Origin of the sequence: Parabacteroides chongii (assembly GCF_029581355.1) — a bacterium.
In the GTDB taxonomy this organism is placed as follows: domain Bacteria; phylum Bacteroidota; class Bacteroidia; order Bacteroidales; family Tannerellaceae; genus Parabacteroides; species Parabacteroides chongii.
The window spans coordinates 5,712,163-5,731,682 of record NZ_CP120849.1 but is presented as its reverse complement, the minus strand read 5'-3'; the positions used below and the strand labels follow the sequence as shown (position 1 = coordinate 5,731,682).

The window sequence follows — 19,520 nt, the reverse complement described above, 5'->3', positions numbered from 1 at the left end:
CAGTCTATTAGTTTAAAGATTAAAACGAAGCTCACCTACGGAATAGGTCTGCTGTTTGCAATGATCGTCCTGTTGGGCGGTCTGTCGGTAAAGAATATCTACCGTATGTCGGCAGATACGCAGAATATCCTTGCGGATAATTACAACACATTGCTGTATTCCCGCCGTATGTTGGATGCACTCGAACGCATCAAGACCGACCCGGTGGCACGGAATGAATTTGAAAAGAACCTGGGCCTGCAAAAGGAGAACATAACAGAGGTGGACGAGAATACAGCGACCACTCATCTGGTCACGCAATATGAATCGATGAAAAAAGACATGAACGATGCTTCCATCCAACGTGTCCGCATCGCCCTGAACGAGGTGATGAGCCTGAACATGGCTTCTATCTACCGAAAAAGTCAGGTGGCGGAACATACCGCGCATGAAGCGTTGTTATGGATCTGCATCATCGGTATCACCTGTATTCTGATTGCCTTCGCTTTCCTGATACGTCTCCCGCGATCCATCAATACTCCGATTCGTAAGCTGACAGACGGTATCATGGAAATTGCCAACCATAATTATGAGAAGCGTCTCGACCTGGGAAAATACGAGGAATTTACCGAAGTTGCCCAATCGTTCAACCGGATGGCGGAGCGTCTGACCGAATACCGTAAAAGTACGCTTTCCGATATTATTCAGGGTAAGAAATACATCGAAGCCATCGTAAACAGCATTACCGAACCGATCATCGGCCTGGATGGTAACCGTATCATTCTTTTTGCCAACGACGTGGCGTTAACTATCCTCAATCTGAAACGTGAAAATGTGATTGGCAAATCCGCCGCCGAACTCGCTTTAAAGAACGATCTGTTGCGCCGCCTCGTCCGTGAATTGGTTCAGCCGAACGAAAAGGAAGAACCGCTCAAGATTTATGCCGATAATAAAGAAAGTTATTTCAAAGTCCAGTATATCCCTATTCATGTAACGGACGACCAGAAAAACGGCAGCCAGTATGTCGGCGACGTAATTCTTTTGAAGAATATCACAGAGTTTAAAGAGCTCGATTCAGCAAAGACAACCTTCATCTCGACCATCTCCCATGAGCTGAAAACACCTATCTCTGCCATTATGATGAGCCTCAAGCTCCTGGGAGATAACCGTGTCGGCAATATGAACGACGAGCAAAAGGCGTTGGCTGAAAGTATCAAGGAAAGCAGCGACCGCCTTCTGGAAATAACCGGCGAACTGCTTAAAATGACGCAGGTGGAAACCGGTAAACTACAGTTGAACCCGAAGATCACCAAGCCGATCGAACTGATCGACTACGCGATTAAGGCAAACCGTGTGCAGGCGGAGCGGTTCGGCTGCCACATCGAAGTCGAGTATCCGGAGAAGATCTCCAAGCTGTTTGTCGATAGCGAAAAGATTGCCTGGGTATTGACCAACCTCTTGTCGAACGCCATCCATTACACACCGGAGAACGGTCGTATCATCATTGGAGCCCGTCAGGAGGGCAAATCCCTGGAGATATTCGTCCGCGATTTCGGTAAAGGCATCGATCCCCGTTACCATCAAAGCATCTTCGACCGTTACTTCCGTGTCCCCGGAACCAAAGTGCAGGGTAGCGGCCTCGGACTGGCGATCAGCAAAGACTTTGTCGAAGCGCATGGCGGTACGATCCGTGTGGAAAGCGAAGTCGGTAAAGGGAGTACGTTCATTATAAAATTTGAAGTCTGATAGTAATTTAGATAACACAGTAAACAATCATGAAAGTATTGAAATTTGGCGGTACATCTGTTGGCTCAGCCCAACGGATGAAGAACGTCGTATCTATAATCCGTAATGGAGAACCTAAAATTGTCGTCTTATCAGCTATGTCCGGAACGACCAATTCGCTGGTCGATATCACCCGCTGTTTCTACCATAAGGAGGCTGATGAAGCAAATAAGATCATCACCCGTCTGGAACAGACCTATGCCGGACATATCGAGGATTTATATTCTTCTGTCACCTATAAGGAAAAGGCGCTGGAACTGGTCATGGAGCGCTTCAACGTAATCTGGGCGTTCGCCGATACACCTTTTACCATATTTGATGAGAAAGTGGTCCTGGCACAGGGTGAATTGATCTCGACCGGAATGATGCACTTATACTTGCAGGAGCAGGGAATAAAATCCGCTTTGCTTCCGGCTCTCGATTTTATGCGGATCAATGCTGATGGAGAACCGGATATGGCATATATCTCAGAGCATCTCAATAACCAGCTTTCCCGCTTCCCCGGTACCGGAATCTTCATCACACAGGGTTTCATTTGCCGGAATGCATACGGAGAGACGGACAATCTGCAACGTGGCGGAAGTGACTATTCCGCTTCCCTGATCGGAGCTGCCATCCATGCTGAAGAAATACAGATATGGACGGATATTGACGGTATGCATAACAACGATCCCCGCGTAGTGGATCACACGGCACCTGTCCGCCAATTGAATTTTGAAGAGGCAGCGAAGCTCGCATATTTCGGCGCGAAAATACTCCACCCTTTCTGTATCCGCCCGGCAAAGGATAACAATATCCCCGTCCGCCTGCTAAGCTCTTTGCAGCCGGAGGTTCCCGGAACACTGATCTCCAATACGGCAGAGAAGGGAAGGATCAAGGCGGTAGCAGCGAAAGATAATATCGTGTTCATCAAGATGAAGTCGTTGAATATTTTACCACCTCATAAGTTCCTGAATGTGGTTTTTGAAACGTTTGCTCTTTATAAAACGGCTGTCGACATGGTGACGACATCGGATATCGGTGTCTCTGTGACCATAGATAATCCTGAACATTTGCAGGAAATAGTTACAAACCTGGAAAAGTATGCAACGATCTATGTGGAAAGGGATATGGTGATCGTATGTGTTGTCGGAGATCTTGAATGGCAGAATGTCGGCTTTGAAGCCCGTATCATAGATGCGTTAAAAGATATCCCTGTGCGGATGATCTCTTACGGAGGAAGTAGCAGTAACGTCTCGCTGGTTATGAAGTCTGCCGATAAAGCCCGGGCGCTGCAAGCATTAAGCTCTCGCCTGTTCCCGAAACCGGATGTACCGGAACCTGTCGGTGCATAGAAAATAAAAGCGTGTCAAAAGAGGCAGACCTCTGTTTTGACACGCTTCCCTATCTTTGTGGAAACCTTATTCGTAAGGCTTTTGCTTATTTCTTTTCTTTCAGTAAGTCACGTATTTCAGTCAGCAACTGAACATCAGCCGGTGGAGCGGGAGGGGCGGCCGGAACTTCCTCTGCCTTCTTCTTGTTGAGGGCATTCATCCCTTTTATCATCAGAAAGATTGCAAACGCAATGATGATAAAGTCCAATGTCACTTGTAAAAAGTTCCCGTAGTTGATGGATACGGCAGGAGTGATTACTTTGTCACCTTCCATTACCGCGTGCTTCAATACGATTTTCAAATCCGTAAAGTTCACACCACCCACCAGTAACCCTACTGCTGGCATAATAATATCTCCAACGACAGAAGATACGATTTTTCCGAAGGCACCACCGATGATGATACCGACAGCCATGTCAACGACGTTGCCGCGCATGGCGAACTGCTTAAATTCTTGTAAAAACTTCCCCATATATATTCGCCTTTTTTATGATATAACCATTCTTATCCGGATTTGGTTGCGAATATACAAAGTTTCGTTAAAATATCAGGCAAGAATCAGTTTTTCAATATCCTCGTCTACAGTGCTGATCGTCCCGATACCGAAGTTCTCAACCAGTACCTTTGCCACGTTGGGAGAAAGGAAAGCCGGAAGCGTCGGACCCAGGTGAATATTTTTGACTCCAAGACTCAGCAGGGCGAGCAGGACGATCACCGCCTTTTGTTCGTACCAGGCGATATTATAGACGATCGGCAGTTGGTTGATATCTTCCAGTCCGAAAGCCTCCTGCAGCTTCATGGCTATAACGGCAAGTGAATAACTGTCGTTACATTGTCCGGCATCCAATACGCGGGGAATACCGCCTATATCTCCCAATGGTAATTTGTTGTAACGGTATTTGGCACAACCGGCAGTCAGGATCACGCAGTCGGAGGGTAATTCGCTGGCGAATTCCGTATAATAGTTACGGCTCTTCATACGTCCGTCGCATCCGGCCATCACCACGAACTTACGGATTGCACCGCTTTTAACGGCATCGATCACTTTATCAGCCAAAGCCATTACCTGGTTATGGGCAAAACCTCCGGTGATCTGTCCATGTTCGATCTCTTTCGGTGCTGCACAACGTTTGGCATGTGCTATGATCTCTGAAAAGTCTTTTGTTTTACCATCTTCTCTGGAAGGTATATGTTTCCATCCCGGGAAACCGGTCGAGTTGGTTGTATAGACACGGTCTTTGTAGGAAGCTCCTTCCAGCGGCGGTACGATACAGTTTGTTGTGAACAGGATCGGTCCGTTAAAGCTCTCGAACTCTTCCCGTTGCTGCCACCAGGCATTTCCGTAGTTGCCGACAAAATGTTTGTACTTCTTGAAAGCCGGATAATAATTGGCCGGTAACATTTCACTATGTGTATAAACATCGACTCCGGTTCCTTCTGTCTGTGCAAGCAGTTCTTCCATATCCTTCAGATCATGACCGCTGATAAGGATTGCCGGATTATTGCGGACACCGATGTTCACCTGTGTGATTTCCGGGTTACCGTAACTGCTGGTGTTTGCCTTGTCTAATAAAGCCATGGCCTTCACACCATAACTTCCGGTTTCCAGAACCAATGCTGTTAATTGCTCTGCGGAAAGGTCTTTTCTTAAAGTTTCCGCCAGGGCATATTGGATAAATCGGTGCAGGTCTTTATCCTCGAATCCCAGGTTTCCGGCATGTTCCACATAAGCTGCCATGCCTTTCAATCCGTAGATGGTTAGTTCTTTCAACGAACGGATGTCCGGGTTAGCTTCGCGTAAAACACCGACGGTCAGTGCTTTCCCTTCAAAACTGCTTTCATCGCCTATCCATACAAGTTCGTCGATGATCGGAAGTTCGATTGCCTGTTTGCGGGCTTCTTCCTTTAACCGGTCTCTTAAAGTGATACCTTCGACAATTCGTTTAGTAATACTTTCTATGTCAAAGTTCGCATTCGTGATTGTAGAGAAAAGGGCATCGACAACGAAGTGGTCGATATGTGAGGGAATTTCAACTCCGGCGTTCCGTAATAGAGTAGCTACAACGGAAACACCTTTAGTGACAAATAAAAGCAGGTCCATCCGGTTGGCTGTTTCATCATCTTTTCCACAGACACCTTTGATTGTACAACCTGTACCTTTTGCGGCTTCCTGACACTGAAAACAAAACATTTTTGCATCCATACTATTCTATAATTTATTGGTTTATATTATTCTGGAAACAAAAGTAAGGTGGTAAGGTTTCTTATATTGTACCAAATGTTACAAACGTGGATATTTTTAATTTCCTCCATATCTTTTGTTATATTTGCCTGCATATACAATTGAATATGATAGCTATTCTTTCTAAATCCATCCTATTTCGGGATATCCCGGAATCTGAGATTTCCGCTTTGCTGGAAACGACGGCTTATCGGGTTGTTGCTTACCGGTCAAAAGATGTCGTTGCTCTACAAGGAACGCCCTGTAATCATCTGATGATCGTTTTGAATGGACTTTTACAAGGGCAAATGGTGAATGATGCAGGTAAACTCGTTGTTATTGAAGAGTTGGAAGCCGCTCAATTATTAGCCCCTGCATTTTTATATGCTCCGAAAAATAATCTGCCGGTAAACATTATTGCTATGGAATCGTCGGAGATCTTATTTATTCATCGGGATGATTTTACCGTTTGGATGCAACAGAACAGGCAACTTCTTCAGAACTTCCTGATGTTGATATCCGGAAGAAGCCATTTCCTGAGCGATAAGATCATGTTCTTGTCCCTGAAGAACATAAAGAATAAGATTGCGGATTATTTGTTGCGTAAGTTACCGGATACATTGTCGACTGTGATTCATTTAACAGAAACACAGCAGGAGATAGCCGATTCGTTCGGTGTTACCCGGCCGTCATTGGCACGGGCGCTGGCAGAGATGGAGCAGGAGGGAATCATCTCTATAGACAGGAAAGTGGTAAAAGTATGTAATATGCCTGCATTGAAGCAGATGGCACAATAAAAAATAAACCCACAGCTTTCTATTGAAAGGAGCGGGTTTATTTTTCAGTAATTTATACCGGACCAGCTATTACTTTAAGAAAGAACTTTTCATTCTGGCAATGTCTGTCAAGTAGTCTTGCAAATCCTGTTCATGATCTTCTTCCATACCCAGGATATGTTTGGCTATTTCGCAGGTTGTAAAGTCCTTACCGTCTGTGAATTCGGCGATTTGCTGATATCTGACGATAGCGCAACGTTCAGAAGCGATGTTTTGGTTCAGCAGGCTGACAACGTCAAAATCATTTGGTACGTCATATTTACATCTCGCCAGTTCAAACCATTGTTTCGGATCGAGAACAGGAACGCCTTCCAGTTCGATGATACGGTCAGCCAACAGTTTTGCGTGACCAAATTCTGAGATGGCGTGTTTTTCAAATTCAGCCTGTACGTTTGCACGCATAGCACCTTCTGCAACCAAAGCGCCTACCCAATATTGATAGTATGCTAACCATTCTTCTGATAATGCAGCGTTAAGCTGTGATAATAAACTTTCTACATCTAGTTTCTGCTGTAGAATCTTAACACTTTCTTTTGCCATAACTGTAAAATTTAGTTTAGTATAATGCTCGTTTGTCTTGTTCAAACAATGCTGCCGTGTGTTTGTTCATATTAAACTAAATTGAAGCGGTAATTTATTATTTTTTCTATTCTGTTAGATGTAAGTTGTATAGTATAACACTGGAATATCTAACAGGAATAGTCGGCCTAGTCATCCAGTTTACCGAACTTACCGGCTCCCAGGTCGATGTAAGCTTGTTTCAATTCTGCCACATTGTTCATGACGAATGGGCCATAAGCAGCGATAGGTTCTTTGATTGGTTCTCCACTCAATACAAGGATAGTCGCTTTGTTTACGGCCTGAATACTGATACTTTCTCCTTTATTTTCGAACAAAGCGAAATAATCGGTTGGAACCAGTTCATTATTATTGATCTTTACGGAGCCTTCAATGACCAGAATGGCAGTGTTATAATTTGCCGGAAATGAAAAATCAGCACTCCCTCCTTTATTTAGCTTGACATTTAGTAAATGCATGGGCGTGAAAGTGGAAGCTATTCCGTTTGTATCCTGATAATGTCCGGCAATGACTTCAACCAGTCCGGCATTATCGGGTAGTTCAACCTTGGGTATCTGGCTGTTGATAATAGATTGATATTTCGGATCTGTCTTTTTATCTTTGGCAGGAAGATTGATCCACAGCTGTACGACATGGAATTCTCCTCCTTTCTGGCTGAATTGTTCTTCATGATATTCTTTGTGAAGAACACCGGAGGCAGCTGTCATCCATTGGATATCACCCGGACCGATCACGCCGCTGTTTCCCCTGCTATCGTGGTGAGCGACCTTCCCTTTATATACAATTGTTACGGTTTCAAACCCGCGGTGCGGATGAACTCCGACTCCTCTTGGCTCTTTTCGTGGTGCGAACTCCATTTTTGCATTATAGTCAAGCAAGATAAAAGGATTCATGCGCTCTCTGCTTAATTCTTCCAGATGAGGTATGAAGTTGTGTACTCTGAATCCATCTCCAACCATATGTGGTGCAGGAGGTGCTATGATGTTTTCTACTTTTTTTATTGTCATAAATAATCTCCTTGTTTTTTAGTAAAACAAACAAGAAGATGGCTTTGTTGTACCTGATGATTTTTCCCATATTATAATGTATAGGAAAACCGGTCTTTGGAAGAGCGAATAGGGCATAAGTGATGATTTTTAACGATAGTTGTGTGTAGGGAGTGCGATGATTTTTTTTACTTTGTAATCGTCAATGACTCAATGTTATAGTTGAATAGTAGCGATTTTATGTAAAAAATAAAGCGTGAAAAGTTTGGAGTGTATGTTGTAAAGCACTACTTTTGCATCCGCATTCGAGAGAGAACGGCACTGCAAAACATGATGAAAAAAACTTTTAGAAAAAACTTCCTAAAACATTTGGAAGTATAAAATAAAAGTCCTTATCTTTGCATCCACGTTCGCTAAAAAACTAGCGAGTGTAACAAAATAGTTCTTTGAAAGATTTACATATCAACAAGTAGTACAAGTATTAAAAATTAATACCGTCAAAACTTGAAATAATAACGGATTCTGAGCAAGACAAAACAATTTATACAACGAAGAGTTTGATCCTGGCTCAGGATGAACGCTAGCGACAGGCTTAACACATGCAAGTCGAGGGGTAACATGAGGTAGCAATACTGAGATGACGACCGGCGCACGGGTGAGTAACGCGTATGCAACCTACCTATCAGAGGGGAATAACCCGGCGAAAGTCGGACTAATACCGCATAAAACAGGGGTCCCGCATGGGAATATTTGTTAAAGATTAATTGCTGATAGATGGGCATGCGTTCCATTAGATAGTTGGTGAGGTAACGGCTCACCAAGTCTGCGATGGATAGGGGTTCTGAGAGGAAGGTCCCCCACACTGGTACTGAGACACGGACCAGACTCCTACGGGAGGCAGCAGTGAGGAATATTGGTCAATGGGCGAGAGCCTGAACCAGCCAAGTCGCGTGAAGGATGAAGGATCTATGGTTCGTAAACTTCTTTTATATGGGAATAAAGTGCGGGACGTGTCCCGTTTTGTATGTACCGTATGAATAAGGATCGGCTAACTCCGTGCCAGCAGCCGCGGTAATACGGAGGATCCGAGCGTTATCCGGATTTATTGGGTTTAAAGGGTGCGTAGGTGGTTTTTTAAGTCAGCGGTGAAAGTTTGTGGCTCAACCATAAAATTGCCGTTGAAACTGGAGGACTTGAGTATGTTTGAGGTAGGCGGAATGCGTGGTGTAGCGGTGAAATGCATAGATATCACGCAGAACTCCGATTGCGAAGGCAGCTTACTAAACCATAACTGACACTGAAGCACGAAAGCGTGGGGATCAAACAGGATTAGATACCCTGGTAGTCCACGCAGTAAACGATGATTACTAGGAGTTTGCGATACACAGTAAGCTCTACAGCGAAAGCGTTAAGTAATCCACCTGGGGAGTACGCCGGCAACGGTGAAACTCAAAGGAATTGACGGGGGCCCGCACAAGCGGAGGAACATGTGGTTTAATTCGATGATACGCGAGGAACCTTACCCGGGTTTGAACGTAGTTTGACAGTTTGGGAAACCAAATCTCTAGCAATAGCAAATTACGAGGTGCTGCATGGTTGTCGTCAGCTCGTGCCGTGAGGTGTCGGCTTAAGTGCCATAACGAGCGCAACCCTTATCTTTAGTTACTAACAGGTGGTGCTGAGGACTCTAAAGAGACTGCCAGCGTAAGCTGTGAGGAAGGTGGGGATGACGTCAAATCAGCACGGCCCTTACATCCGGGGCGACACACGTGTTACAATGGCATGGACAAAGGGCAGCTACCTGGCGACAGGATGCTAATCTCCAAACCATGTCTCAGTTCGGATCGAAGTCTGCAACCCGACTTCGTGAAGCTGGATTCGCTAGTAATCGCGCATCAGCCATGGCGCGGTGAATACGTTCCCGGGCCTTGTACACACCGCCCGTCAAGCCATGGGAGTTGGGGGTACCTAAAGTCCGTAACCGCAAGGATCGGCCTAGGGTAAAACCGATGACTGGGGCTAAGTCGTAACAAGGTAGCCGTACCGGAAGGTGCGGCTGGAACACCTCCTTTCTGGAGCGAAGAGTTCGTTATCAAGTTAACAAGGTATTAGTTAACTTGTACTACGGTTGAATATGTATAAAATATAGATCTGCCTACGATTAAAGTAGGCAAGAGAGAAAAATGATGCTGAGGGCAACCAAGGCAAAGTTGACAGTCCTATAGCTCAGTTGGTTAGAGCGCTACACTGATAATGTAGAGGTCGGCAGTTCAACTCTGCCTGGGACTACAGAATCTCTTAAAAGGGAAAAACTGGGGGATTAGCTCAGCTGGCTAGAGCATCTGCCTTGCACGCAGAGGGTCAACGGTTCGAATCCGTTATTCTCCACACAAAGATTATTGACACATAAGAACCGTAAGTAATCTAAAAAGATCTTTGACATGATGGACAACGTAAAATAAAGTAACGAATAAGAGCAAGCTGAAGATATATCAATCCGATTCACTGTAAAGTGACCGGACAAAAGAAAGTAAGCAAGGGCAGACGGTGGATGCCTTGGCTCTCGGAGGCGATGAAGGACGTGATAAGCTGCGATAAGCCGGGGGGAGATGCAAATAATCCTTGATCCTCGGATTTCCGAATGGGGCAACCCGGCAGGTTGAAGGCCTGTCACCTCGTAAGAGGAGCGAACGTGGGGAACTGAAACATCTAAGTACCCATAGGAGGAGAAAATAAAAATGATTCCGCAAGTAGTGGCGAGCGAACGCGGAAGAGCCCAAACCGGTATTGTTTAGGCAATACCGGGGTTGTAGGACCACGTTGTGGCAAGAAATCAGGAAAGTGGAACGCTTTGGAAAAAGCGATCAAAGAGGGTGAAAATCCCGTACACGACTTTCTGACGAAGCCTAGTGGTATCCTGAGTAGCGCGGAGCACGAGGAATTCTGTGTGAATTAGCGGGGCCCATCCCGTAAGGCTAAATACTCCCGAGAGACCGATAGCGAACCAGTACCGTGAGGGAAAGGTGAAAAGAACCTCGAACAGAGGAGTGAAATAGACCCTGAACCCGTCTGCCTACAAGCGGTCGGAGCAGCCTTAAGGTTGTGACGGCGTGCCTTTTGCATAATGAACCTACGAGTTACTTTCTCCGGCAAGGTTAAGTGATTCAGTCACGGAGCCGAAGCGAAAGCGAGTCTGAACAGGGCGGTATAGTCGGAGGGAGTAGACGCGAAACCAAGTGATCTACCCATGGTCAGGTTGAAGGTTAGGTAACACTAACTGGAGGACCGAACCGGTAAGCGTTGAAAAGCTTTCGGATGAACTGTGGGTAGGGGTGAAAGGCTAATCAAACTTGGAGATAGCTCGTACTCCCCGAAATGCATTTAGGTGCAGCCTAGGGTTAGTATAATATGAGGTAGAGCGACTGATTGGATGCGAGGGCTTCACCGCCTATCAAGTCCAGATAAACTCCGAATGCGTATTATATATTGCCCTGGAGTGAGGGCGCGGGTGCTAAGGTCCGCGTCCGAGAGGAGAAGAATCCAGACCATCAGCTAAGGTCCCCAAATAACAGTTAAGTTGAACTAACGAAGTCAGACTGCAGAGACAGCTAGGATGTTGGCTTGGAAGCAGCCATTCATTTAAAGAGTGCGTAACAGCTCACTAGTCGAGGAGTTTGGCGTGGATAATACTCGGGCATAAACTGTTTACCGAAGCTATGGATGTCGTAAGACATGGTAGGGGAGCATTCCAGCGGCGTAGAAGGTAAGGGATAACCCTTGCTGGAGCTTTTGGAAAAGCAAATGTAGGTATAAGTAACGATAAAGGAAGTGAGAAACTTCCTCGCCGAAAGACTAAGGTTTCCTGATCAACGTTAATCGGATCAGGGTAAGTCGGGACCTAAGGATAAGCCGAACGGCGATTCCGATGGAAGAATGGTTTAATATTCCCATACTACTTTATGGAGCGATGTGGAGACGGAGAAGTGACAGTCCTGCCATCTGACGGAATAGATGGTTAAAGGGTGTAGACGTCGATCGTGGTAGGCAAATCCGCCATGAGAGTCGAACCTGACAGTATGCCGCGTACTTGTACAAGGCAATATGGACGTAAACAGGCTCCCTAGAAAATCCGCTAAGCATATTCATAAAGTACCCGTACCGTAAACGGACACACGTAGTTGGGTTGAGAATACTGAGGCGCTCGAGTGATTCACGGTTAAGGAACTAGGCAAATTGACCCTGTAACTTCGGGATAAAGGGTCCCTACTGGAAGGTAGGGCGCAGAGAATAGGTCCAGGCAACTGTTTAACAAAACACATGGCTGCTGTGCGAAATAGAAATATGAAGTATACAGCCTGACACCTGCCCGGTGCTGGAAGGTTAAGAGGAGAAGTCATCGCAAGAGAAGCTTTGAATTGAAGCCCCAGTAAACGGCGGCCGTAACTATAACGGTCCTAAGGTAGCGAAATTCCTTGTCAGGTAAGTTCCGACCTGCACGAATGGTGTAATGATCTGGACACTGTCTCAACCGTGAGCTCGGTGAAATTGTAGTATCGGTGAAGATGCCGATTACCCGCGATGGGACGAAAAGACCCCGTGAACCTTTACTATAGCTTTACATTGAATTTGGGCAACTAATGTGTAGGATAGGCCGGAGGCTTTGAAGCAGGTACGCCAGTATTTGTGGAGCCGTCGTTGAAATACGGCCCTTTGGTTGTTTGAGTTCTAACTCGCGAGAAGCGAGGACACTGTATGGTGGGTAGTTTGACTGGGGTGGTCGCCTCCAAAAGAGTAACGGAGGCTTCTAAAGGTACCCTCAGACCGATTGGTAACCGGTCGTAGAGTGTAATGGCATAAGGGTGCTTGACTGGGAGAGATACAACTCGATCAGGTAGGAAACTAGAGCATAGTGATCCGGTGGTTCCGCATGGAAGGGCCATCGCTCAAAGGATAAAAGGTACTCCGGGGATAACAGGCTGATCGCTCCCAAGAGCTCATATCGACGGAGCGGTTTGGCACCTCGATGTCGGCTCGTCACATCCTGGGGCTGGAGAAGGTCCCAAGGGTTGGGCTGTTCGCCCATTAAAGTGGCACGCGAGCTGGGTTCAGAACGTCGTGAGACAGTTCGGTCTCTATCTATCGTGGGCGTAGGATATTTGAGAGGCTCTGACACTAGTACGAGAGGACCGTGTTGGACAGACCCTGGTTTACCGGTTGTACCGCCAGGTGCACCGCCGGGTAGCTAAGTCTGGATTGGATAAGTGCTGAAAGCATCTAAGTACGAAGCCAGCCTCAAGATGAGATATCCCTCAAGGGTCGTCGTAGACTACGACGTTGATAGGCTACAGGTGTAAGGGCAGTAATGTCGAAGCCGAGTAGTACTAATAGCCCGAGACTTTCTTTTTCCGGAGAAAGGGTTGATATATCTGAAGAATTGAAAATTGACAATTGAGAATTGACAATTATTGATTCGCTCTATGGTTACGTTAAAGTAACGTTGTCCAAAGTCAAACATCTTAAAAAGAAATTAAGGTGGTTATAGCGTTGGGGATCCACCTCTTCCCATTCCGAACAGAGAAGTTAAGCCCAACCACGTCGATGGTACTGCGTAAAAGTGGGAGAGTAGATAGCCGCCGTTTTATTCAGGCGAGAGCTGAAAGACAGAAGGAGTTCATTCGAAAGAGTGAACTCCTTTTTTTGTTTTATGACTATCCATAAATACATTATTTGTTTTTGATTTATATTAATTTTGTGGACTAAGTAACATTCGTTTGTGGAATAATTCCACGAAAGTAGATTTTACTAGAAAACTCGCTCTATCTGGTAATAGTTTTATATGGTTAATATTTAAGAGTATAGCGTTTTTTAACAGATTGTATTGAACAATGGTACGATTATTTCATTCTTACAATAGAGAGATAGAACAATAGAATATTTAAGTGTCATTTATAGATATTAGTAATGGTAGGAGAAAGATTAGTAAAAGGAAGTATCGTATTAGTCGCCCTTTTAATGCTGGCAACAGGTTGTCGTAAAAAAGAAGAACCGTTGCGTCCCCTTGTCATTGTAGACAAGCCTCAGAAAGAAGATGTGCAAATATTTGGTGAATACGTAGGACGTATCCGTGCTGCGAGTTATGTAGAGATACATGCCCGTGTAGAAGGTTACCTCGAAAAGATGCTGTTTGTAGAAGGTAAACAGGTGAAACAGAACGAACCTCTGTTTATTATCAATTCAGCTCTTTATAAAGCCCGTGTAGAAAAAGCAAGAGCACAGTTGAAGAAGAATGAAGCGCAGGCGGCAAAAGCCAAAAGAGATGTGGAACGTTTGCAACCCTTGTATGAACAACATGCAGCGAGCCAGTTGGATCTTGATAACGCATTGGCTTCCCTGGATGATTCGGAGGCTAATATAGCTATGAGTAAAGCAGACCTCGATCAGGCACAGCTGGAACTTGGCTATACAACTGTCACTTCCCCGATTGCCGGATATATCAGTGAACGTTTTGTCGATGTTGGAGCTTTGGTTGGTCCCGGAGTTAATTCAAAACTGGCCGCTGTTGTAAAAAGCGATACGGTATTGGTGGATTTTAAAATGACGGCACTGGATTATCTGCGCGCTGAACGTCGCAATATCAAGTTTGGTGAACAGGACACAACCCGATCCTGGCAACCGACCGTAACTGTAACCCTTGCCGATAATTCAGAATATCCGGTAAAAGGAATTGTTGATTTTGCTGATCCGATCGTAGATCCACAAACTGGAACTTTCGGTGTGCGTGCAGAATTAGCGAATCCGAATCAGAAACTACTTCCCGGACAGTTTACCCGCGTGAAATTATTATTAGATGTACGTGAACGATCTATTGTTGTTCCGCGAAAGGCTATATCTATTGAACAAGGCGGTGTCTTCATTTATATTATCCGTCGTGATAATGTTGCAGAGAAACGTTTTGTACAGACAGGACCGGAAATAGGAAACAATATTGTTATCGAGCGTGGTCTTGGTGAGAATGAATCTGTGGTAGTAGAAGGTTATCATAAGTTAGTTCCCGGTATGTTGGTTCGTCCGGTTCAGGCTGGTGACGATAAAGCTGTCGCAGCATATAGAGAGGAGGCAGGAGAATGAAGCCGGGATTCTTTATAGACCGTCCCGTATTCTCGACTGTACTTTCTTTATTAATTGTTATTGTCGGGATTATCGGATTGATGTTGTTGCCGGTGGATCAGTATCCGCAGATCACGCCGCCAGTTGTGAAGATTAGTGCCTCTTATCCGGGTGCCAGTGCGTTGACGGTGTCGCAGGCTGTAGCTACACCGATCGAACAGGAGTTGAACGGAACTCCGGGGATGATCTATATGCAGAGTAGTAGTAGCAATTCAGGAGGTTTGACCATTACGGTCACTTTCGATGTTTCGGCAGATCCTGATTTGGCTGCTGTAGAAATTCAGAATCGTGTGAAGCTGGCAGAGTCGCGTCTTCCGTCTGATGTCGTACAGAACGGTATCACGGTAGAGAAACAATCCGCCAGCCAGTTGATGACATTAAGTTTGAGCTCGGATGATCCGCGCTTTGATGAAATTTACCTGAGTAACTTTGCAACGATCAATGTGCTCGATGTCCTTCGCCGTATTCCGGGGGTAGGACGTGTATCGAACATCGGTAGCCGTTATTATGGTATGCAGATATGGGTCTATCCTGACCGTCTTGCTAATATGGGATTGACGGTGAAAGATATCCAAAATGCCCTGAAAGAGCAGAACAGCGAATCTGCAGCCGGTGAGTTGGGAAAACAACCTGTTATCGATGTGGATGTTACTATACCAATTACTGCTCGTGGCCGTCTTTCGACTGTAAAGGAATTTGAAGATATAGTTGTTCGTGCTAACCAGGACGGTTCTATCGTCCGTTTGCGTGATGTCGCTCGTATTTCACTGGAAGCCTCTTCCTATTCTACTGAAAGTGGAATAAATGGAGAGAATGCTGCTATCCTCGGTATTTATATGTTGCCGGGAGCTAATGCGCTGGAAGTCGCTACGGATGTGAAGGAGGCGATGAAAGAGATCAGCCAGAACTTTCCGGAAGGACTGGAATACGGATTTCCGTTTGATATGACGGAATATATCTCTCAATCTATCCATGAAGTGTATAAGACCTTGTTTGAGGCCTTGTTCCTGGTCGTTTTGGTGGTGTACTTGTCTTTGCAGAACTGGCGCGCAGCCTTGATTCCGACTATTGCCGTACCTATTTCTTTGGTCGGAACATTCGGATTCATGTTGATCATGGGATTTTCACTGAATATGCTGACCTTGTTGGGATTGATCCTGGCTATCGGTATTGTAGTGGATGATGCCATTGTGGTTGTGGAAAATGTAGAACGTATTATGCATGAGGAAAAGCTCACACCCCGGGAAGCCACTCATAAAGCTATGCATGAATTATCCGGCGCGTTGATCGCGACTTCGATGGTATTGGCTGCCGTATTCGTTCCGGTAAGTTTCCTGAGTGGAATTACAGGTGCGCTATATCGTCAGTTCTCTATAACGATCGTTGTTTCAGTCTTACTTTCAACGGTAGTGGCATTGACTCTGAGTCCTGCTATGTGTGCCTTGATCTTACGTCCGACAACCGGAAAGAAGAACTTCGTGTTCCGCAAAATCAATATCTGGTTACATAAAGGAAATAATAAATATATTCATTTACTGTCAAAGGCTATAGGAAATCCTAAACGTATTTTGGCTGGTTTTGGTATGGTACTTGTTTTCATTTTTGTACTGAACCGTTTTATTCCGACCAGTTTTATACCCGAGGAAGACCAGGGTTTTTTTACTGTTGAGTTGGTAATGCCTGAAGGAGCAACCCTTGAACGTACCCGTAAGGTAACCGACCGTGCCATCGAGTTTTTGGAGAAACAACCGGCTGTGGCCTATGTGCAAAACGTAACCGGTAGCAGTACTCGTGTGGGAACATCGCAAAGCCGTTCTACCCTTACCGTTATCCTGAAACCCTGGGAGGAACGTAAATCTTCCGGCATGGGAGTTGAAGATGTTATGGAAGTTGCCCGTAAGGAGTTTGAATATTATCCGGAAATATTAGCCTATCTGAACCGTCCGCCTGTTATTCCTGGACTGGGAGAAAGCGGAGGCTTGGAAATGCAGCTGGAAGCTCGTGGAGAAGCCAGTTGGGAAAATCTGGTAAGTGCAACCGATACTTTTATGCTGTATGCATCGAAGGCACCGGAACTGACCGGTGTGTCTTCTGCTCTGCAACCGCAGATCCCCCAATTATATTTTGATGTGGATCGTGACCGAGCTAAATTCCTGGGTATTCCGCTGACCGATATCTTCTCGACGATGAAGGCTTATCTAGGATCAGTCTATGTGAATGACTTCAATATGTTCAACCGTATATATAAGGTATACATTCAAGCAGAAGCCCCTTATCGTGCCACTCCGGAAAGCCTGGGATTGTTCTTCGTGAAAGCACAGAATGGCTCGATGGTACCTTTGACTGCATTAGGAACGACAAGTTATACGACCGGACCGGGTACGATCAAGAAGTTCAATATGTTCTCTACGGCTGCTATAAGTGCGGTTGCCGCTCCCGGATACAGTTCCGGCGAAGCGATGGCGGCTATGCAACAGATCGCCCGGGAACATCTGCCGGATAACATCGGTGTGGAATGGAGCGGATTGTCTTATCAGGAAAAGAAAGCTGGAGGACAGACCGGTATGGTGCTGGCACTTGTATTCCTGTTTGTATTCCTTTTCCTGGCAGCTCAGTATGAGAGTTGGATTGTTCCGATCGCTGTACTGTTGTCGTTGCCGGTTGCTGCTTTAGGTGCTTATCTAGGAATTTGGGCTACCGGATTGCATAACGATATTTATTTCCAGATCGGACTTGTAACCTTGATCGGTTTGGCTGCAAAGAATGCCATTCTGATCGTAGAGTTTGCCAAGGTACAGGTCGATGCAGGCGTAGATGTGGTAAAAGCAGCCATTCATGCTGCTCAGATGCGTTTCCGTCCTATTTTGATGACCTCTCTGGCTTTTGTGCTGGGTATGCTTCCAATGGTATTGGCTAGCGGACCGGGTTCAGCCTCCCGTCACAGTTTGGGAACCGGGGTGTTCTTTGGCATGTTGGTGGTTATCACGGTAGGTATTGTGCTGGTTCCGTTCTTCTTTGTCTTTATCTATAAAGTGAAGAAGGTATTGAAATTAGAACGGGTTAGCCGGATCATTCCGAAAGAGAAAATTCTCCGAAAGAAGAAATTCTTCCTCTTTATTGCAGTTGTCACAGTTGCTTTGGTATCGCTTTCTTCCTGTAAGTTAGGAGAGAAGTATGCCCGCCCGGACTTGAATCTTCCGGCTCAGTTTGAAGGAGAATCGGATACGCTTTCCGTAGAGAATATACCCTGGGAAAGTTTGTATGCCGATACGACTTTGCAACGGTTGATAACGACCGCTCTGGAAAATAACAAGGATATGAAGATAGCGGCTGCCAAGATCAAGGAAATGATGGCAGCCAAACGTATCACTTTTGCTGAACAGTTCCCTGAAATCGGGGCACGTATTTACGGACAGAAGGAACGTTTGAACTACGGTGGTGATAATCCGAAGCCCGATCCTGAATATGGAGCCAAACTGACGCTTTCGTGGGAACTCGATTTGTGGGGAAACCTGCGTTGGGCGAATGAAGCCGGAGTAGCCGCCTACCTGCAATCGGTAGAAGCCCAGCGTGGTCTTCAGTTGACTTTAGTCGCGGAAGTGGCTGCCGCTTATTATGAATTATGTGCCCTCGACCGGCAGTTGAATATTGTCCGGCAGACGTTGGAAGCTCGCCGTGAAGGTGTGCGTTTAGCTAAACTTCGTTTTGAAGGCGGTTTGACCTCTGAAACATCTTACAACCAGGCATTGGTAGAATTGGCCCGTACGGAAACACTTGTCCCGTCGTTGGAGCGTCAGGTCAGGATAAAGGAAAATGATATATCCCTGCTTTTGGGAGAATATCCCGGCTATATTCCGCGGGGATTGCCGCTGGGCGAACAACGTTTACCCGATGCATTGCCGGTGGGACTGCCTTCTGCTTTGCTGGAACGTCGTCCGGATATGCGGCAGGCTGAATTGAAACTTCGTGAAGCCAATGCCAAAGTAGGAGTAGCTTATACCGACTTGTTCCCGAAGATCAGCCTGACAGGTAACTTCGGTATTGAAAGTGAAGAATTGGGCGATCTGTTGAAGAGCCCGGCGTGGTTCTTGGCAGGCGACCTGCTTCAACCTCTTTTTGCGATGGGAAAGAATAAGGCGAAGCTGAAAGCATCGAAAGCCCGTTACGAGCAGGAAGTGTATAATTATCAAAAAAGCGTAATCGGAGCCTTTAAAGAAGTGAACGATGCCATTATCACGATCCGTAAAGCGAAAGAAATCCGTTTCTCACAGGAAAGACTGGAATCTGCCTCTGCTAAATACCTGAAGCTGGCAGAACTGCAATATATCAATGGAGTGACTAATTATATCGATGTATTGGATGCCCAGCGTGGATATCTGGATGCGCAGATCAGTTTGAATAATGCCGTACAGAATGAATTACTGGCTGTCGTTTATCTGTATAAGGCATTAGGGGGCGGATATACTTTATCCCCGGAGAAATAGAATCCTTTTGAAAGAAAATACCGCGAGTAAATAATATGTACCTATAGACGACCTTCTGCGGATTGTCTATAGGTACTTTTTTTATCGGGAAAAACGTTAACTGCTAACTT

The 19,520-nt window shown here is 45.7% G+C and carries 9 protein-coding genes, 2 tRNA genes and 3 rRNA genes; 10 read left to right on the top strand and 4 right to left on the bottom strand.

Going from position 1 to position 19,520, the window contains the following annotated elements; genetic code table 11:
• Positions 1–6 precede the first annotated feature (6 nt).
• Both P3L47_RS22080 and P3L47_RS22075 read left to right on the top strand, forming a co-directional pair.
• Positions 7–1,725: an ATP-binding protein gene (locus P3L47_RS22080; RefSeq protein WP_427910577.1), complete on the top strand. Its 1,719-nt coding sequence runs from the start codon at positions 7–9 to the stop codon at positions 1,723–1,725.
• A 29-nt stretch (positions 1,726–1,754) separates the two neighbouring features.
• Positions 1,755–3,098 (top strand): aspartate kinase, encoded by a 1,344-nt coding sequence (locus P3L47_RS22075; RefSeq protein ID WP_277782140.1) that lies wholly within the window; start codon positions 1,755–1,757, stop codon positions 3,096–3,098.
• Positions 3,099–3,183: 85 nt separating this feature from the next.
• On the opposite strand, the gene mscL is transcribed toward P3L47_RS22075, so the two are convergent.
• Positions 3,184–3,609 carry a large-conductance mechanosensitive channel protein MscL gene (gene mscL, locus P3L47_RS22070; RefSeq protein WP_122363282.1) on the bottom strand — a complete coding sequence of 142 codons (426 nt, stop codon included), beginning with the start codon at positions 3,607–3,609 and terminating at the stop codon, positions 3,184–3,186.
• A 75-nt stretch (positions 3,610–3,684) separates the two neighbouring features.
• On the bottom strand, positions 3,685–5,340 hold the full coding sequence (gene hcp, locus P3L47_RS22065; RefSeq protein WP_122357303.1) for a hydroxylamine reductase: 1,656 nt from the start codon (positions 5,338–5,340) through the stop codon (positions 3,685–3,687).
• 146 nt (positions 5,341–5,486) lie between these two features.
• Between hcp and P3L47_RS22060 the strand changes: the two genes are divergently transcribed.
• A complete protein-coding gene (locus P3L47_RS22060; protein WP_277782139.1) occupies positions 5,487–6,155 on the top strand; it encodes a Crp/Fnr family transcriptional regulator in 669 nt (222 codons plus the stop codon).
• 69 nt (positions 6,156–6,224) lie between these two features.
• On the opposite strand, the gene P3L47_RS22055 is transcribed toward P3L47_RS22060, so the two are convergent.
• Entirely contained in the window at positions 6,225–6,734 is a 510-nt protein-coding gene (locus P3L47_RS22055; protein ID WP_122376327.1) for a ferritin-like domain-containing protein, read from the bottom strand.
• A 167-nt stretch (positions 6,735–6,901) separates the two neighbouring features.
• The gene (locus P3L47_RS22050) at positions 6,902–7,780 is read right to left on the bottom strand and encodes a pirin family protein (RefSeq protein ID WP_277782138.1); all 879 of its coding nucleotides are present in this window, start codon (positions 7,778–7,780) and stop codon (positions 6,902–6,904) included.
• A 524-nt stretch (positions 7,781–8,304) separates the two neighbouring features.
• On the opposite strand from P3L47_RS22050, the gene P3L47_RS22045 reads away from it, so the two are divergent.
• The 7 genes from P3L47_RS22045 (at position 8,305) to P3L47_RS22015 (ending at position 19,410) form a co-directional block, all read left to right on the top strand.
• Positions 8,305–9,831 (top strand): 16S ribosomal RNA (locus tag P3L47_RS22045).
• Between the two features lie 143 nt (positions 9,832–9,974).
• Positions 9,975–10,048, top strand: a tRNA-Ile gene (locus P3L47_RS22040).
• A 25-nt stretch (positions 10,049–10,073) separates the two neighbouring features.
• Positions 10,074–10,147, top strand: a tRNA-Ala gene (locus tag P3L47_RS22035).
• A 136-nt stretch (positions 10,148–10,283) separates the two neighbouring features.
• Positions 10,284–13,163, top strand: a 23S ribosomal RNA gene (locus P3L47_RS22030).
• Between the two features lie 124 nt (positions 13,164–13,287).
• Positions 13,288–13,398, top strand: a 5S ribosomal RNA gene (gene rrf / locus P3L47_RS22025).
• The 16S, 23S and 5S rRNA genes sit together here with 2 tRNA genes alongside, the layout of an rRNA operon.
• A 322-nt stretch (positions 13,399–13,720) precedes the next feature.
• Positions 13,721–14,887 (top strand): efflux RND transporter periplasmic adaptor subunit, encoded by a 1,167-nt coding sequence (locus P3L47_RS22020; protein WP_122363574.1) that lies wholly within the window; start codon positions 13,721–13,723, stop codon positions 14,885–14,887.
• Positions 14,884–19,410: a multidrug efflux RND transporter permease subunit gene (locus P3L47_RS22015; RefSeq protein WP_277782137.1), complete on the top strand. Its 4,527-nt coding sequence runs from the start codon at positions 14,884–14,886 to the stop codon at positions 19,408–19,410. The genes P3L47_RS22020 and P3L47_RS22015 overlap by 4 nt, the downstream gene beginning before the upstream one ends.
• Positions 19,411–19,520 lie beyond the last annotated feature (110 nt).

Coding starts and splice junctions, on each gene's coding strand:
- P3L47_RS22075 (WP_277782140.1), top strand. CDS start 1,755: ATGAAAGTATTGAAATTTGGCGGTACATCTGTTGGCTCAGCCCAACGG.
- mscL (WP_122363282.1), bottom strand. CDS start 3,609: ATGGGGAAGTTTTTACAAGAATTTAAGCAGTTCGCCATGCGCGGCAAC.
- hcp (WP_122357303.1), bottom strand. CDS start 5,340: ATGGATGCAAAAATGTTTTGTTTTCAGTGTCAGGAAGCCGCAAAAGGT.
- P3L47_RS22060 (WP_277782139.1), top strand. CDS start 5,487: ATGATAGCTATTCTTTCTAAATCCATCCTATTTCGGGATATCCCGGAA.
- P3L47_RS22055 (WP_122376327.1), bottom strand. CDS start 6,734: ATGGCAAAAGAAAGTGTTAAGATTCTACAGCAGAAACTAGATGTAGAA.
- P3L47_RS22050 (WP_277782138.1), bottom strand. CDS start 7,780: ATGACAATAAAAAAAGTAGAAAACATCATAGCACCTCCTGCACCACAT.
- P3L47_RS22020 (WP_122363574.1), top strand. CDS start 13,721: ATGGTAGGAGAAAGATTAGTAAAAGGAAGTATCGTATTAGTCGCCCTT.
- P3L47_RS22015 (WP_277782137.1), top strand. CDS start 14,884: ATGAAGCCGGGATTCTTTATAGACCGTCCCGTATTCTCGACTGTACTT.